The organism is Desulfobacter vibrioformis DSM 8776 (genome assembly GCF_000745975.1).
Lineage (GTDB): Bacteria > Desulfobacterota > Desulfobacteria > Desulfobacterales > Desulfobacteraceae > Desulfobacter > Desulfobacter vibrioformis.
This window is the reverse complement of sequence record NZ_KN050796.1, coordinates 123097-139830: the sequence shown is the minus strand read 5'-3', so window position 1 is coordinate 139830 and position 16734 is coordinate 123097. Positions and strand designations below refer to the sequence as shown.

Annotated in this window: 14 protein-coding genes; 4 read left to right on the top strand and 10 right to left on the bottom strand. The window is 51.0% G+C overall.

All coding sequences use genetic code 11. From position 1 onward, the window contains the following. Nucleotides 1–13 precede the first annotated feature (13 nt). On the top strand, nt 14–910 hold the full coding sequence (locus Q366_RS19800) for a DUF4198 domain-containing protein (protein WP_035242652.1): 897 nt from the start codon (nt 14–16) through the stop codon (nt 908–910). A gap of 202 nt (nt 911–1112) precedes the next feature. On the opposite strand, the gene Q366_RS19795 is transcribed toward Q366_RS19800, so the two are convergent. The 10 genes from Q366_RS19795 to Q366_RS19750 form a co-directional block, all read right to left on the bottom strand. Beyond that, a complete protein-coding gene (locus Q366_RS19795) occupies nt 1113–2168 on the bottom strand; it encodes a molybdopterin-binding protein (protein ID WP_035242719.1) in 1056 nt (351 codons plus the stop codon). 46 nt (nt 2169–2214) lie between these two features. After that, nucleotides 2215–3624 carry a sigma-54-dependent transcriptional regulator gene (locus tag Q366_RS19790; protein ID WP_035242650.1) on the bottom strand — a complete coding sequence of 470 codons (1410 nt, stop codon included), beginning with the start codon at nt 3622–3624 and terminating at the stop codon, nt 2215–2217. A gap of 3 nt (nt 3625–3627) precedes the next feature. Then, complete coding sequence (locus Q366_RS19785; protein WP_035242649.1) at nt 3628–5136, bottom strand: PAS domain-containing sensor histidine kinase; 1509 nt, start codon at nt 5134–5136, stop codon at nt 3628–3630. Next, nucleotides 5133–5609 (bottom strand): hypothetical protein, encoded by a 477-nt coding sequence (locus tag Q366_RS19780; RefSeq protein ID WP_035242647.1) that lies wholly within the window; start codon nt 5607–5609, stop codon nt 5133–5135. Before Q366_RS19780 ends, Q366_RS19785 begins: the two co-directional genes overlap by 4 nt. 181 nt (nt 5610–5790) lie before the next feature. Next, on the bottom strand, nt 5791–6342 hold the full coding sequence (locus tag Q366_RS19775; RefSeq protein ID WP_035242645.1) for a hypothetical protein: 552 nt from the start codon (nt 6340–6342) through the stop codon (nt 5791–5793). 78 nt (nt 6343–6420) lie between these two features. Beyond that, nucleotides 6421–7563 (bottom strand): sulfite exporter TauE/SafE family protein, encoded by a 1143-nt coding sequence (locus Q366_RS19770; protein WP_084691923.1) that lies wholly within the window; start codon nt 7561–7563, stop codon nt 6421–6423. Between the two features lie 69 nt (nt 7564–7632). Next, on the bottom strand, nt 7633–7851 hold the full coding sequence (locus tag Q366_RS19765; protein WP_035242643.1) for a hypothetical protein: 219 nt from the start codon (nt 7849–7851) through the stop codon (nt 7633–7635). A gap of 14 nt (nt 7852–7865) precedes the next feature. Next, nucleotides 7866–10034, bottom strand: a complete 2169-nt coding sequence (locus tag Q366_RS19760) for an FAD-dependent oxidoreductase (protein ID WP_035242641.1) — start codon at nt 10032–10034, stop codon at nt 7866–7868. Nucleotides 10035–10043: 9 nt separating this feature from the next. Then, on the bottom strand, nt 10044–10559 hold the full coding sequence (locus Q366_RS19755; protein ID WP_035242639.1) for a 4Fe-4S dicluster domain-containing protein: 516 nt from the start codon (nt 10557–10559) through the stop codon (nt 10044–10046). A 263-nt stretch (nt 10560–10822) separates the two neighbouring features. After that, nucleotides 10823–12907, bottom strand: coding sequence for a molybdopterin-dependent oxidoreductase (locus Q366_RS19750; protein ID WP_035242637.1), 2085 nt, complete (start codon nt 12905–12907; stop codon nt 10823–10825). Nucleotides 12908–13375: 468 nt separating this feature from the next. Here Q366_RS19750 and Q366_RS19745 point away from each other — a divergent pair, with 468 nt between their 5' ends. Genes Q366_RS19745 through Q366_RS19735 form a run of 3 tightly spaced genes read left to right on the top strand, consistent with a single transcriptional unit; the run spans nt 13376 to nt 16670 of the window. After that, entirely contained in the window at nt 13376–14053 is a 678-nt protein-coding gene (locus Q366_RS19745) for a PTS sugar transporter subunit IIA (RefSeq protein ID WP_035242715.1), read from the top strand. A 21-nt stretch (nt 14054–14074) separates the two neighbouring features. Beyond that, nucleotides 14075–15802, top strand: coding sequence for a chloride channel protein (locus Q366_RS19740; protein WP_035242713.1), 1728 nt, complete (start codon nt 14075–14077; stop codon nt 15800–15802). 37 nt (nt 15803–15839) lie between these two features. After that, complete coding sequence (locus Q366_RS19735) at nt 15840–16670, top strand: adenine nucleotide alpha hydrolase family protein (RefSeq protein WP_035242635.1); 831 nt, start codon at nt 15840–15842, stop codon at nt 16668–16670. Nucleotides 16671–16734 lie beyond the last annotated feature (64 nt).

The following is a 16734-nucleotide window of genomic DNA, read 5'->3' as shown; positions in this document are numbered from 1 at the left end:
AAGGAGAAATCACATGTTACGAAAATTGAAAACCACTGGTTTAGCCCTTGCCCTGACCGCATTTTGCGCAGGTACCACCTATGCGCACTCACTGTGGGTCAATATCAACGAATCCTTTACCCATCCCCCGGGACATGTCATCGCCATTCTTGGATGGGGACATGCCATTCCCCTGGATGATTTGCTCTCCTCTGAATCCGGTAACATTGAGATTGAGAAATACAGCCTTATCGGACCGGATAATTCCATTTCACCGATTCCCCTTCCTGTTATTAAACACGAAGCAGTCACTGCATCCAAGACCGGGATGGGCATTGTACAAGGCGATCTGGGCCTACGCAAAATTTCAATGACGGATAAAACCATGCCCGGCACCTACCAGGTGGCAGCCGAATCCAAAGCCACCTATTTTACAGGATATGTGGATGCCAGCGGCAAACACAAGATGACTACCAAACCCATGGATGAAATAAAAGGGGCAAAATCCTTTGATTTCAGCACCCGGTACAAGGCCGTGGCCAAGTCCTATTTCGGCATTGAGAAATGGACCCAGCCCAAACCCCTGGGATATGATCTTGAAATCATGCCTGACACCGACATGAGTAATGTCAAGGCAGGCGACCTGGTCAAATTTACGGTCACACTCAAGGGGAAACCTTTGACCTGCGATATGCAGGGCATGAACTACCTGCACATGACCTCCAATACCTTTGGCGGTCCGGATAAATACATGCTCACGGCATATATCATGGGCGGCAAGGCCCAGATCCGGGTGCCCACCCCCGGTGCCTGGACAGCCTCGGTCACTGTAAAGAATGTGGTTACAAAAAATAATGAACTCAAAGAGCTGGCCCAAAAGTGTCAGTCCGTTTACTACGGGGCCACTGTATCATTTACGGCAAGGCCTTAGGCACATTAAAAAATTACCCCAACATTGATTCGAACCTTGCTCTGCCTGGTTCATCATTCAACGGAAAATGAAACCTCCTCCCGGGCTGGATCCTGTCAACCGCCCGGGAGCCAGCCTTCATGGGCTGGACAGCCCGGATTCCTGGATTAATAACGAATCCTTGTCCTTGTAAGTGTATGACCTTTGGCAGCCCTGGTCAGGATCAGATGCTTTTTCCAAAAGAGCAGTGGGGAAACCGGCAGGTGGGGCAGTTCCGGCACAAGCCGCCGTGACAAAGGCTTGCCAGTTCCCGTTTTCCAGGACGCTCTCCGGCCATGACCCGGGGAAGTATCAGGTCAAATATGGTGGTGCGGTGATACAATCCGCAGGCCGGCAGCCCCATGATGGTGGTTCTATCGCTATACCCCAGAAGGAACATGGCCCCGGGCAGCACCGCCGCTGAGTAGTGGACTTCATCAAAACCCGCCGCCTCAATAGATTCCCGGGTGACATCATCGGGGTCCACGGACATGCCGCCGGTGGTGATGATCAGATCGGTCTCCTTATCCATGTAATCCCGGATTTGGGCGCTGATGCGCTCCCGGTCATCGGGCAGGATCGTCACCTCAAGCACCTGGGCCCCAAGCCGGGCGGTTTTTTCCTCCACAATCGCCTGGAACCGGTCCTGAACCAGGCCGTCATACACCTCATTGCCGATGATGGCCAGGCGAATTTTTAACGGGTTGAATACTGAAACGCAAAAAATGGGATAGGCTGATTTCGCAAAGGCCGTGGCCTGGTCGAGTTTTTCCCGGTCAATGACCAGGGGGATGGCTCGGGTGGCTGCCAGGCTGTCACCCTTTTTCACGGCAACATGGGTATGGATACTGGCGCACATGACATCGTCCAGCATGTTGAATTGTGTCAATGCGTCCACATTCACCCGGAACAGCCCGGGATATGCCGCATACAGCTCCAGCTTGCCTTCGCTGGGTGTGGCGGAAAACTCAACCCCCGGTCCGGCCAGGGCCGCTGCAAGTTCAAACACTGCCTCATCCTCATGTACCTGGGTCTCATCGAGATTCAGCACATAGAGATTATTTTTCCCCATGCGCATGAGCCGGCAGATATCTTCGGCCTGGACCCGGTGTCCCCGTTTGAAGGCCGGTCCCTTGGCCGTGGTGGGAATGATTTCGGTCATGTCATGGGCAAGGGTCATGCCGCAGGCGTCCCGGACGGGAACGGTTTTAAAGCCTGGGGGGGGGAGCTGTTTTTTCATGGGTAAATACCGGCTCACAATTAAGATTAAAATGCACAGTGAAAGTTCAGGACGCCTTGACCCGGAACTTTTCAGGATCAATGCCATACCGTTTCATAATCTGCTGAAGGGCCTGGCGGTCCATGGCGCAGCGTCTGGCTGCCTGGGTAATATTGCCTTCGGTCATGGAGAGCAGGGCGCCGATGTAGTTATGGTTAAACTGTGTCAGGGTGTTTTCCTTGGCCTCTTTATAGGTCAGTTGCCGCATATCCGTATCAAAGTTCATGCACACGCAGTCACTGGCCTTTTTTTTATCAATGGGAATATCAGCAAGGCAAATGGTATCTGAGGTTGCATAGAGAATACCCTGGACAAGTACATTTTCAAGCTCTCTGACATTGCCCGGCCAAGGGTGCTTCATGAAGAGATCCACAACATTTTCAGACAAATGTCTGGCCGGCTTGTTCAATTTTTCACAGTTTTTGGCCAGAAGGTGATCACACAACAGCGGGATATCCGTAACCCGGTCCCTTAACGGCGGCAATTCAATGGTGATCACCGAAAGCCGGTAGAAAAAGTCTTCCCTGAACTCTTTGTCCCTGATTTTCTGCTGCAGATCCTGATTGGTGGAGGCGATGATCCTGACATCCACATGGTCCACCCGGGTGTCGCCCAAAGGCTTGACCTCCTTTTCCTGGATCACCCTTAAAAGCTTGGTCTGGATGGTGGAACCGACATCGCCGATTTCATCCAGGAAAATGGTGCCGTGATCAGCCTCCTGGAAAAGCCCTGTTCTGTCCCGGTAGGCATTGGTGAACGCCCCTTTTTTATACCCGAACAATTCACTTTCAAGGATGTGCTCGGGGATGGTGGGACAGTTGACCGGGATATACGGTTTGTTTTTTCTGGGGCTCAGGGCATGAATGGATCTTGCGGTCAGGTCCTTGCCCGTTCCGGATTCGCCGGTGATCAGGACCGTGACATCCGAATCTGCGACCAGCGCGATTTTCTCAAACACCTTCTGCATGGCAGGGCTTTGCCCGATCAAGGGCAGGGAGTCGGCCTGGCAGGCTTTCTGGAGGCGGCGGTTTTCGGATATAAGCCGGCTGCGCTCCAAAGCTTTTTGAATTTTAAAGATGATTTCATCCTGCTCAAAGGGCTTGGCAATGAAATCATACGCGCCTTTTTTAATCGCTGCCACAGCAGATTCAATATTGCCGTAAGCGGTGAGCATGACCACAGTGAGATCCGGATATCTTTGTTTCAATTGTTCCAGAAGATCAAACCCATCCATTCCGGGCATGCGGATGTCACTGATGACAATATCAAAGGCTGTATCAGCCAATTCAAGAATATTCAGGGCCATTTCACCGGAAAAAGCCATTGTCACCCGGCAGTTCAGTTCCGGTTCAAGGGTGCGCTGGAGAAGGCGGGTCATGTCCTTTTCATCATCCACCACAAGAATATTGGGCCTCATCGTTTACTCCTCATTGCTGTTGGTGTTCACAAGGGGCAGCCGGATGGTGAACTGCGCACCCGGGCTGTTCCGGTTTGCGGCCAGGATATCTCCCTGGTGGTTGCGGATAATGCCGTATCCCACAGAAAGGCCTAACCCTGTGCCCTGCCCCACGGGCTTGGTGGTAAAAAAAGGATCAAAAATCCGGGGCAGATGCTGTTTGGAGATGCCGGTGCCGTTATCCCTGACATGAATGAGTATATGGGCATTCTCTTTTTGGGTGGCAAGTTCTATGAACCCGGCGGGGTTATCCTGAATGGCGTGGCAGGCGTTAATCATCAGGTTTAAAACCACCTGGGCCAGTTCCTGGGCATTGCCCTTCACCCAGAGGCATTCATTTTCCCACAGGTTAAGCTGGATTTGAACTTTTCTGAAATCAGAATGGTTTCTTAGAAAATTGATGACACCGTTGAGCATGTTATGGATATCCACGTTTTCCATTTTCCTGGAGCCCTTCCGTGAAAAGGAGAGCAGGTTGCTGACGACTTCCTTGCAGTTTTTTACGTGTTTTTCAATGGTTTTAAGATCTTCTTCAAATTCAGACGCCTGTTTAAGCATCAGCTGGGTGTAGCCAAGGATGATACCCAACGGGTTATTGATCTCATGGGCCACACCTGCGGACAGCTCGCCCAGGGCCGCTAGTTTGTCGGCCTGGGCGATCTGCTGCTCCATCTGTTTTTTTTCATTAATATCCTTGATGATGAAATGAAAGGTTTTGGCGCAGCCAAACGCCCCGTAATCAACGCCGCCGCTGATCAGTACCCGGATATTGATGTTATCGGCGTTTAAAATATCGCACTCTTCGTTGAGGACATATTCGTTTGTGTTCAGTTGTTGCAAAAGACAATTCCAGTCCGGGGCGTGGGCGATGAAATCCATCAGTCCCATGTTCTGTTCCAGCATCTGTTTTTTTTTGTATCCTGTGAGCACGATGCCGGCGTTATTGATCTCCTGGATTTTGAAATGGGCGTCGGTAACCAGGATGGTATCCAGGGAGTATTCAAAGATACGCCGGGCCTTGTGCTCGGAACTTGTGAGCATCTCCGTACGTTCCACCACCTTTTGCTCCAGGTTCTGGTTTAAACTTAAAAGCTGGGCATGGGCCGCTTCCAGTTTTTTCCGGGACCTCAGAATCTTTTCGTTCATCTTCCAGCTCTGGTTGAAGAACAGGGTGATCAGGCTGACCAGCATGAACGAGACCGTGTTGACGCTGCCGGAAAAAGCCGCGATCATCTGCCAGGTGTCGGTATGGGAAGTTAAAATCAGAAACTGCATCAGGATATGGCCAAAGGCGCGTGATACAGCAAAGATCATAAATCCGGTGGAGATCCAGACAAGATAGAGAAACAGCGCATTGTCCCGGTCGGTTTCCCTTAAAATTCCGGCCTTGTAGCAGCATAGGAGGGAAAGTACCACCATGGTAAACGAGCCGAGAACATCTATCACCACCATGGGCAGATAGGGAGCAATCACAGGGTTTGCCCTTTTTCAGCTTTTTGTTCGTCCACCAGACAGCAAAGTCCCTTGTACATTAGAAACATGGCCGGCACACAAAGCAAATGATCCAGTTTAAGGCCGTAATATACCCAGCCCAGCAGACTTGAATTGTTCTGGGTCCGGATCCTGGCATACCCGTTGGCGAGCCGTTCTACACTGACCGCATAGATCTGGTTGTCCAGGAAATGGACCGTAATGGCGCAGGCGTTCCAGAGAATGAAAAAAAATGCTGAAACCTGGATCAGGCGCCACCCTTTATGTATAGCCAGGCCCTTGCCACTGATAATGAACATAAGCACAACCATTGAGAAAAGAAAGAACAGGTGTCCGATCTGGTGGGTAATGATCCCTTCGGAATTTGAATGAAACTGCAGGGCATACAAGTTCCCGGGCAGTGCCAGGATAAGGTATGCCAGGGCCGTCAGCACTTTACAGTTAAAATGTTTCACCGTCTGATCTCCTCAATCTGATCTCCTCAATCTGATCTCCTCAATCTGATCTCCTCAATCTGATATCCTCAATGGGTTTTGGTATACAAAACCTATTATAGAAACCAATCATCGGGGTTTCAATGGGAAACTCGTTGCGGAATTCAGCATCAATGCCTGCCAGGGTAGCAACTTTTGGAATTCAGGCCGACACTTGGGTCAAGTGTCTGTGAACCGAAGCAAAATAGGGCAGATGAGGCCTGAGTTTTCCGAAAACGATTCGTGCCAGAACATAGATGGGGAAGAACGAAAATGTATAGCCCACTGAATCCGTAACCAGGGAGAACGGAAAGGCAATGGGAAAATCAATACCGGCAAACCGTGTCTGCATCCAGCCCAGGGCAAAGGGCACGGGCCACAGAATGGCGGCCGAATGGGCCATCATGGCAAAAAACTGGCGGCCCCAGGCATCTGTGGCCTCTTTATTCAGTGCCTTGTACCCGGCCATGTCTCCTGTTTCATAGGCTTTAATGGAAAGGGTTTCCTTTTCTTTCTTACGCTGGGACAGGCCGGAAAGATAAGGGGCGTTGACCCTTAGGGCAAGTGAAATGGTCAATTCCCCCAAAAGGACGGCAATCAGGGAAAGGCAAAACGTCCCGGCCATATAATCAACCATACCAATGCCCGTCACCCGGTAGAAAAAAATAATATAGCTGTCAATGGCGTGGTAGAACTGATCGAATCCTTTGACCATTTTTACTCCTTTTGATTTTAGGTTCTTCCCGCAGGTGCCGCCGCCGGGGCGGTCTGCGGGACAGTGGCAATACGTATTTTAAAGCATTGCAATGCCGAAAAAACCTCTCAGCGTATACCGGATGCCGATGTAGAACGCCAATACCAGGAAGATCCATTTCAATACCTTTTCAGGAATGTATTTTCCGGTTCTGGGTCCGATCATGGATCCGACAAATACGCCCGCAAGTTCAAGGCCGATCATGGGCCAGTAAACCATGACCCCTTTGAGCACCATGAAATTGAAGACGGAAAAAAACATCCCGATGAGAACCGCAAGAGATGAGGTGCCGGCAACCACGAACATGGGAAGCCCCACAACACTGGTCAAAAAAGGCACGTAAAGAAAACCGCCGCCGACACCGATGAAGGAGGCCAGCGCAGAGATGCAAAAGCCGCCGATAAAGGCCCAGATGGGACTGAATGAAAATTTCTGGCCGAAAAAAGAAATGTCTGTTCTGGCAAGGCTCCAATTCAGGGTTTTTACCCCCTGGCTTTCAATGGAGCCCTTATTTTTGACCGCATCTTCAAATGCCTTGGCCGCGGCCTTGGCTGTTTTTTTTGAGGCCTGGCCCCTGGGGGACATTTCATAGACCATGAAGGCAAAAATCAGGAATACACATAGGCCGAACCAGCCCTGGTACTGTGAAAATCTGACCTTTCCGGCGGTGGTGAATACCACCAGTAACGTGGCAAAAAGCGCACCAGCACCCATGAATGCCCCAAGGGATGTCACGATACGTTTCTGCCTGCCGTAGGTGATGCTGGAGACAAGGGCGGAAAACCCACCCAGCCACTGGTTGGAAACGCGGATGCTGTCGGTGAGTATCTTGTTGATGGTGGGCGAGGTATCCTTAAATGTTTTGGCATAGGGCCCCATGCCGTAAATGGAAATATGCCCCACGCCAGCCATAACCCCGCCAAAGGCGCCTATGGTTGAAAAAATCCAGCCCACCCAGATGGCCCAGCAAAAACAGATCAATAAACCCGGGGCCGGTGCGCCGGGAATGCCGAAAATCCCTGCCGGAGCCGACGGATCAATCTGGCCCGGTCCCGTGCCCCGGGGCGCGGCTGCAATGGCATCGGCAAGCGGGTCGGCCATCACAGGCATTGCAGTCATCAGTGGCAGCATCAGTGCTGCTGCCGTCAAAAATAATACAACCCATTTGAACTTCATTTTCATCCCTTGTCTCCTAAAAAAACGTTTTTAATCAACTTCTTGATCTTTTCCTTTTGATCTTTTCCTTGATCTTTATACCTGCTCCCCCAGCCGTCTCATACAATCCTGGGGAAGCCGGTGGGTGCCTTTGCCTTCAAGGCTGACCTCCACCAGGGCGTCCGGATCGTTCACCGATGTGTCCGGGTCCACAATAAATCCATGGCACCCTATAAAGTCATTCATGTAATCCTCCCAGGCATCGTCCGTGGATGCCTGGAATATCTCTATTTTATCTCCCCGTTGAAATGTCATCTGTGCCTCCTGTTTTAAACCATGGGTAACGCACCGCTGTTTGCGGCGTTGGAAACCGCAGCGTTCCGGCGCAGGCAGTTATTACAAAGCAGCCGCGTTTTTGTGGCCGGTGTCATGTTTCTGGTTTTTCCGGCAATAAACCGGGTATATTCCTCGGAGCCAAGTTTTGCACCGCAGGATTCACAATACCGAATAGCCTGGCTGTTCAGGATGGTGCCGCACAGCAGGAGCCTTCGCCGGCCATCTTTTTCATCAATTTTCAATGCATTGTTTTCACAATTGGCCGCACATGCCCCGCAGGTGATACAGTTTTCCGCCGTGACCCTGAAATCGGTGGGGCCGCTTTCATCAAAATCAAGGTATCCCAGCTTCAGGGCATTGATACCCATTTTATCCCGGCAGATATCCACGCATTTGCCGCAACGCCGGCAGATATCGCAGCGCAGGCACCGGGCCGCTTCCTGGCGGACATCGGCTTCTTCATACCCCAGTTCCACCTGCTGGAAGGTCGTTCTGCGCCGGTAAAGGTTAAGCATGGGCATTTTCGGCGGTTCAAGGGTCATTTTCCGGTGGGCCGTCATCTCAAGAACGGGTTCGGTCTTATGACGTACCGGCGTTCTGGGGGCGCGGGGCTGGGGAATTTTGCGAAGATAGCGGTCAATGGCGTCAGCAGCCCGTTTGCCGCCGCCAATGGCTTCGATCACTGTGGCAGGGCCGGAAACCGCGTCTCCGGCGGCAAATACACCTGGCTGGGCCGTTTCCATATGGGCGTGATTGACATCAATGGTGCCCCGGCGGCTCCAGTTGATGCCGGTAAACGCGTCCATACCTTCGTTGTCCACGTACTGGCCAATGGCCGAGATCACGGCATCTGCCCGGATCTCAAACTCCCCGCCTTCAATGGGAACCGGTGCCAGGCGGTCGGAGCCTTGTTTGGCTTTCAGTTCTGCCTTGATACATGAAAGGGCATGAATATTCTGTCCTTCACCCTTGACTGCAGCGGGAATGGTCAGAAAAGAGAATTCAATGCCCTCCTCTTCGGCCTGTTCCACCTCCTCCACATCCGCAGGCATCTGATCCCGGGTCCGTCTATAGGCAATGATGACGCGCTCGGCACCCAGGCGCAGGCTGGTGCGGGCCGCATCAATGGCCACGTTGCCACCGCCCACCACCACCACATTTTTTCCCGGACAGCGGTGGTCGCCCAGGGCGACGTCTCTTAGGAAACGGACCGCTTCAAAGACGTTGGAAAAATCTTTTTCTCCCTCAATACCCAAGGTCCATGCCTTATGGGCGCCAATGGCAATGCAATAGGCTTCAAATCCTTCCCGGTCCAGTTCCTCCTTGGTGACATCCCTGCCCAACCGGGTGTTGTACTGGATTTTTACGCCCAGGGCTTCAATCATGGCCACTTCCCGGTTAATGACTTCCCCTGGCAGACGATACCGGGGAATGCCCACCATGAGCATGCCGCCGGGCACGGGCAGGGCCTCGATGATCCTGACGCCATATCCCATGAGTGCCAGATAATACGCACAGGAAAGACCGCCCGGGCCTGCGCCGACCACACAGACCTTTTTGCCGTTGGCAGGCCTGGGGGTTGGATTGGTGTAGGCCCGCCCGGACATGGCGCGTTCGGCAGCAAACGCTTTGAGAAATTTAATGGAGATGGCCTTATCGATCCTGGCCCTGACACACATCATTTCACAGGGCCGGGTACAGATCAGGCCGCACACCCAGGGCAAGGGATTGTCCCGTCTGATCACTTCAATGGCTTCGGCATCCTTTCCCTGGGCAATGAGCGCAAGATATGTGGGGATGTCAATTCCGGCAGGACATGCCATCTGGCAAGGGGACGGGGCAAGTTTCCCGCAGTCATGGGTGGGGCAGTTCCGGGTCTGGATATGGTTGATAAATATCTCCAGGTGATCGTCCAGAAGCCCTTGAATGGTCATGCCGGCCATCCGGGTCTGTTCCGGGTTCCGGGCATCATTATACTCTTTAACCAGGTCTTCAATGGCGGGCAGGTGCGCCTCTCCTGCCGTGCCTTCGGCAATCTCTTCGACCAGAACAAGAATTTGTTCGGATATCCGCTGGCCTTTGGGGTCGGGCAGTCCTTTGGGACCGATCAGAGTGGTTAAAAAAAGGATGGTTTGTCGCACCGGGCAGATTTTTTTATCCATATCGGTTCCTTAAAAGCTTGTGTTCTCAAAGGAGGTTACAGACGCTGCATGGCGCTGTCTCCGGATCTGAGTCATCTGTTCGGCCTTGCCAAATTTCAGGCAGCCTGTGGTGCAGTTGGTTACGCAGGCCGGGGCAAGTCCCTGGTCGATCCGATCCATGCAAAAGTCGCATTTTTCAACCTTGCCGATCTCCTGGTTCCACTGGGGGGCACCCCAGGGGCAGGCGGATATGCAGGTTTTGCATCCCACGCACAGATCCTTGTCCACAAAAACGATTCCGTCTTTGCTTCGCTGCTGCATGGCGTCGGTGGGGCAGGCCGGAACGCACCAGGGGTTTTCGCAATGAAAGCAGGACATGAAAACAAATGATGTCCTTGGCACCTCTCCAACGGTCTTGGGACCCACCTGGATAATCTGGCAGGGTTTGGGCCCCGGGGGCAATTTTTTATTGACCTTGCACGTCACCTCGCAGGTGTGGCAGCCGATGCATTTTCTGGTATCCTGAAACAGGTAATAGTGACTCATGGGTTCTCCGGTGTCCAGACTGACACGTGTATAGTTCATCCTACTTATGGGTTCACAACTTAGCCATATTAGCCATAATCATGCCATGGCGGGGGTTGTCTGTATATTTTGTTTAATACGCTGAATTAATAATGTAATTTTATATGCTCCGGGCTTTGGGCAGGATCCGTTTTCAGGCAAAGCGCCGCTGGTGTGCAATAAAGATCTGGCATCGCAAGTTTTTTATTGCACGTCTCCAATGCAAGGCGGGCAGCCCGGGTCCCTTATCCCTTGGATACCGTGACAAAATGCTCCTGGTACGCAATGGCACCGCCGGCTTTATCCCAGATGTCCAGGCCGCCTGCCATGAATTTGTTATCCGCAAGACCTTTGCCGAACGCCCGGCTTTCGGCCTTAATGCGGTGGCCGAATCCGTGGATCACAAAGACGGCGTCCGGGTGGATATGGTCGGTAACATAGGCCCGGATGGTTTCCGAGTAGCCGTTCTGGCTCACGGTGACAATGTCCTGGTCTGATATATTAAGCTTTCGGGCCTCGGCCGTGTTGATCCACAAAGTGTTTTCCGGCATTTGTTCGTTTAAAAGCGGATTGTTCACGGTGTGGCCCTGGGTGTGAATGGCGCAGCGGCCAAAGGTCATACGGAATTGACCTTCCTTTGGAAATGCCGGCGGTTCATATGGCTTAAGTGAAAGGTGACCGTTTTCCTCCAGGTTTTCAGATATGATTTCAATCTTTTTGGAAGCGGTTTCAAAGGTGAATTCATCGAAATTTTTATAAACCGCCTCATCAGCCAGGTCCACCAGCCCTTTGGCATCAAAGTTCTCAATGGTGAGGCCGGTTTCCCTAAGCTGGAAATTCCATACATCCTCCACCCGGTCAAAGACCAGGTCAGGCAGATCCATGCGGCGGGCAAGCTCTGAGATAATCTCCCAGTCCGCCAGGGAGTCATATCTTGGCGCCACGGCCCGTTTGCGGACAAAAAACTGCGGTTTCAACGCATTTTTTGTGGCAATGATGCTTTCACGTTCAAGATAGGTGGAAAGCGGCAGGACCACGTCTGAATGCCAGGCTGTGTCTGACCAGGAAAAGGTCACTGAAACCAGAAGATCCAGCTTGTCCCATATCCGGCGCAGCCGGTCCGGGTCCGGATATCCCATGAGCGGGTCATGGCGGTAGGCGATGTATGCCTTTACGGGATAGGGTTCCTGTTCTTCAATGGCCTTGAACATTAAATGGGCAAGGCCTGGACCATCCTCAAAATGGGTGTATTTCCATCCCGCGCCATCGGCGCGTTTTTCATCCGGTTCGGGATAAAGATCCATAAAGGATTTTAAACTTTTTGCGCCCACATCCCCGGGTTTTAATACAAAGGGAAGACCGCCCCTGGTACCGTACGCCCCGAGCAGGGCATTAATAATGTAAATGGATCGGCAGATATAAAAAGAGTCCTTGTATCTGGCTGTCATCCATCCAGGGTGCCAGATCACCGAAGGGGCTGCCTTGGCAAGCTCCTGGGCAAAACTGCGAAGCGTTGCTGCGGCAATGCCTGTTTCTGTCTGCGCCCATTCAGGGGTATAGGGAGTGACAAACGTTTCAAGCGCTTTGAACCCTTCCATATAGCGGGAAACAAAGCGTTCGTCATAGAGGCGCTTGTTGATGATTTCGTGGATCACCGCCAGGTTGAAGGCATAGTCGGTGCCCGGCCGGATCATCATGAACCCGGTAGCCTTGGCCGCAGAGATATTGGCCCGGATATCAATCACCGTGAGTTTGCATCCGTTTTCCAGGGCATCCATAAGGTCATTGACCTCCTGGACATTGATGGCTTCAAAGATATTTCTGAACTGAAGTACGACGTGTTTTGCATTTTTAAAGTCGTAGAACACGGCTTTTCTGCCCATGCCGGTCAAGGAGAGCGCCGCATGCTGGACATTTTTGGCACAGGACGAGTCGTGGTTGTTGTAGTTAGGGGTGCCAAGGCCTTTGAGAAATGCACGGTGCATGTCCCTGAAAGGCCCCCCTCTGTCGGAAAATGCAATGGACCGGGCCCCATACCCAGCCTTTACCTGGTTAAGTTTTTCCGCCACATAGTCCAGGGCCTCGTCCCATCCGGCTTTGCGCCATTTACCTTCCCCGCGTTCTCCGGTTCTGATCAACGGCGTCCGGGGACGTTCGTTGTCAAGGAGAAGCGCCGTACCTGCCGCACCTCTGGGACACACAGCCCCCTTCATGGCCGGTACATGGGGGTTGCCTGAAATAAATTCGACCTGGCCATTTTGAACTTCTACCTGGATGGGGCAGCGTACCGTACACATGCCACAGACACTGAATACCGATTTTTGGGTCATATTTGCTCTCCCTGACGAACTGTTATTTTTCCGGAACCATGGCCCGGGCTATATCGTTTTTTAATTCCTCACGTTCGAAACTTAACAGATCGCTGTATAGCTATAACCATGCCAGGGGCCGTTATTGTCCCGAAAAATTTTTCTTAATTATTTAATATATTGAATTTTAAATATATTTTACAAATGTAGTGTTGCCGATTTTGTACTGATAAGGTTTTTCATGTGCCTGCGGGTAAGACCGCAGATCGCTTTGGTGCAACTATTTTTATGCACCACGACACGCTTGATAACTTGCCCTTCAAAAGATAAAAAAGCCATCCAGATGATAAGCGCTTGGATATCAATGTCTACGCGCGCGGGTCCTGGTGATTACCCTGAGCGGGGTTGTTATTCCGGCGGGTTTAGTTTATATAATTACCAAAATTTAAAATGAAATTTATCATACAGCAGGCGGCGGCAATAAAAAAAATGGAAATTCTAATATCTGAGTTATGCAAGTCTTTAGGGGTATCCCGTACAACCATAGAGCGCTGGATCCGCCAGGGAAAGCTGCCTGTGTCCAAAAAGGGAAGCACCTACGGCTTTCATGCCAGGGATTTGAAAAACTGGGCTGCGAAAAACCATATTTCCCTTAACCTGGAACCCCGCCCGGTCCAGGGACCTGAGACCGAAGAGGAGATCTCTTTGTCCACTGCCCTTGAAACCGGCGGTGTGTATCACCAGATTGACACAGGACCGGATGTGCCGTCCGTAATTAGCGCATGCGTTGAAAGAATTAAGGCCGTACCGGATGATTGCAGAACCGATCTTGTCCGGCAGCTTGTTAAAAGGGAAGAGGCTTTGTCCACAGGGATTGGCGGCGGTATTGCCATTCCCCACCCAAGAACCCCCCTTGAATATCTTGACCAGCCCATGATTGCAGCCTGCTTCCTTAAAAATCCCGTGAATTATCATGCATTGGACAACCAGCCTGTATCTACCCTGTTTTTCATCCTGTTCCCGGAATTAAAGTTCCATCTTTATCTGCTCTCCTCTCTATCTTTTTGTTTACGGAACAGGCAGTTCAGTGAATTTTTAAAAACCTGCCCGGAACAATCCGAGTTGATCGAAAAAATTGATGCCCTGCACCTAGCCCAAAAGATGTAAGTGGTTATCCGGACCCATCTCATGCGCAAACTTAAGCAAATCTATAACATTTTTTACGCAAAATTTTTTCTTTTTGATGACCGGCTTGTGCTGATGACTGCCGGCGCAGTTGTCGGTGTTTTTGCAGGCCTTGCAGCCGTGACATTAAGGCTTTCCCTGGCCGCGGTTCTTGAATTTTTTCAACCGTACCGCCAGTATGCCTGGGCCTTTATTCTGCCCGGAATAGGGGCCCTGATCTCATTTTTATTTCTTGACAAGGTTATGCGGGAAGGTGCAGGCCATGGTGTGCCGGAAGTTATATATGCCGTATCCAGACGGGGGGGGCTATTACGGCTTCGCTCCACCTTTTCCAGGCTTATATCCAGTTTTTTCACCATTGCCAGCGGCGGCTCCGCAGGTCCTGAGGCCCCGGTTGTCATGAGCGGATCTGCCATAGGCTCCAATATCGCTAAATTTTTAGGCCTGAATGACAGGCAGCGCATGACATTGGTGGGCTGCGGTACAGCAGGTGCCATTGCTTCCATTTTCCACGCCCCTGTGGCTGGTCTTATTTTTTCCGTTGAGATCATTCTTGGGGAATGGAAATTTGTCAATATTATTCCCATTACCATTGCTGCTGTGGCCGGGGCCCAGATCAGTGAAGCCATTATCCCTAAAAAAGAGCTTTTCCAGCATCACACCTTCAGTATTTTTACAGGTGATATTCTGGGCAGCATCGGGCTTGCCCTGTTCACCGCTTTGATATCCGTGATTTTTACACGGATGCTCAGAACAGTTGGCGCCTTAGCCAAACGGACGCCGGTATCTCCCTGGCTTCGGGCAATGATCGGCGGCTGCACAGTGGGAACCATGGGAATCTTCATGCCCATGGTGCTGGGCGAGGGGTATCATCCGATCATTGAGATGGTGGACGGCACGTTTCACATGGCTTTCTGGCTCATATTCATCGGTATTTTTCTAAAAATATTTGCCACGGCCATAACCCTTGGCTGGGGCGGCTCCGGTGGCATATTTGCGCCCTGCCTGCTCATCGGCAGCCTTACCGGGGTGGTATTTTACAAGGCCATGATGTTTGTTTTCCCCAATGCCGCAGTGGCCTCGGAAGGTACCTATGCCCTTTTAGGCATGGCCGGTATCATGTCCGGGGTTATGCAGGCCCCATTGAGCAGTATTTTTCTGATTGCAGAGATTACCGGCGGCTACGAGGCTATTTTGCTTTTGCTGCTGGTTTCTTCCATTTCGTCAACGTTAAGCCATATTATTGAGCCCTCTTCCTTTTATTTCAAAGACCTTATTGAACGCGGCGAATTCATGCGGCCCGGAACAGATGCAAGAATTTTGTCGGATTTAAGCTTAAACGAAATCATAAACACCAATTACACCACTGTATCGGAAAATATGATTTTCAGGGATTTTATTAATAAAATCCGCAATTCAGACCGCGACCATTACCCGGTTATAGCAGATAAGACCGGCGACTACCTGGGGATGGTTCGTGTTTCAAATATCAGGAAATATGCCTTGGACCCAGCCTTTTATGACATGATCTTTCTTAACCAGATCATGGATACGGATATGGTGACAGCATCCTTTGACGATGATCTCCATGATGTACTGGAATTCATGGAGACCTTTAACATTGATCATATCCCGGTGGTGGATCACCACAGATTTTCCGGGATGATTTCCAAGGCACGGATACTTGATCTGTACCGCAGGGAACTGATCATGCAGACCAATATACAATGATCCCGCCCCCCTGTTCATGGGCCCAAGGAGACTTGAAATGAATTATAAACTGCTTCATATTTTCAGGAATACCCCCTTTGGCAGGGAAACCTTTTTGCAGTCCCTGCATTTTTGTAAAACCATCAATGCCTATCCTGTTGTGTATATCCCTAAAACAGATAAGTTCTTAATGTATTTTTCCAATGATGTGGTACAGGTGAACCTGGACAGCTCATTTTTAGCCTTTCCGGAGACTGCCCATGAACATGTCATTGCGCTTTTTGATGAGGCCGGGATTCCGCCAAGGTTCTATGAACCCAAAAACTTTACCGCCTCCACCCTGCCGGATATATCCAGCCAATTTGATTATATGTGCTCCCAGCGTTCGGTCAGTGACCGCTCATCCCAAATAGGGTTGGGACATCTGGGGCCCAAGGTCCGGCGGATGATTAAACAGGCCACCTTTCCCATTCTCATTGCAAGCCCCGTGTTCAAGGCATGGAAAAGTATATCCGTTTTTTTCGGCGGGTCATCCAATGCCATGAACGCCCTTGTCCTGGGGCTGAAAATCGCCATGGCCTCGGGATTTCCGTTGAAAATTTATACCGTACTTGAAAATAACAACGAGGATGTTTACCGGGATATGGTCCGGGGTTCGGAACTTGAGGAACTTGTGGATCAGTATGTCAATGAATGGTGTTTCTATGAATCTTCCGAATTTGACCGGATGCTGTATGAGGTGCCCCACGACTCTTTGATCGTTCTTGGGGCCTATGGACACGGTTTAATTAAGGAAATTCTTTTGGGAAGTAAAATGGAGCATATCCAGTCCACTGTTACCAACAATCTTCTGGTGACAGGCCCAAACTGCCGTATTTCCCTTACCTAAATAAAATAAAAGCGGCTTTTCCTGTAATCAGGAAAAAGCCGCTTTAATTTACATCACAAAACGG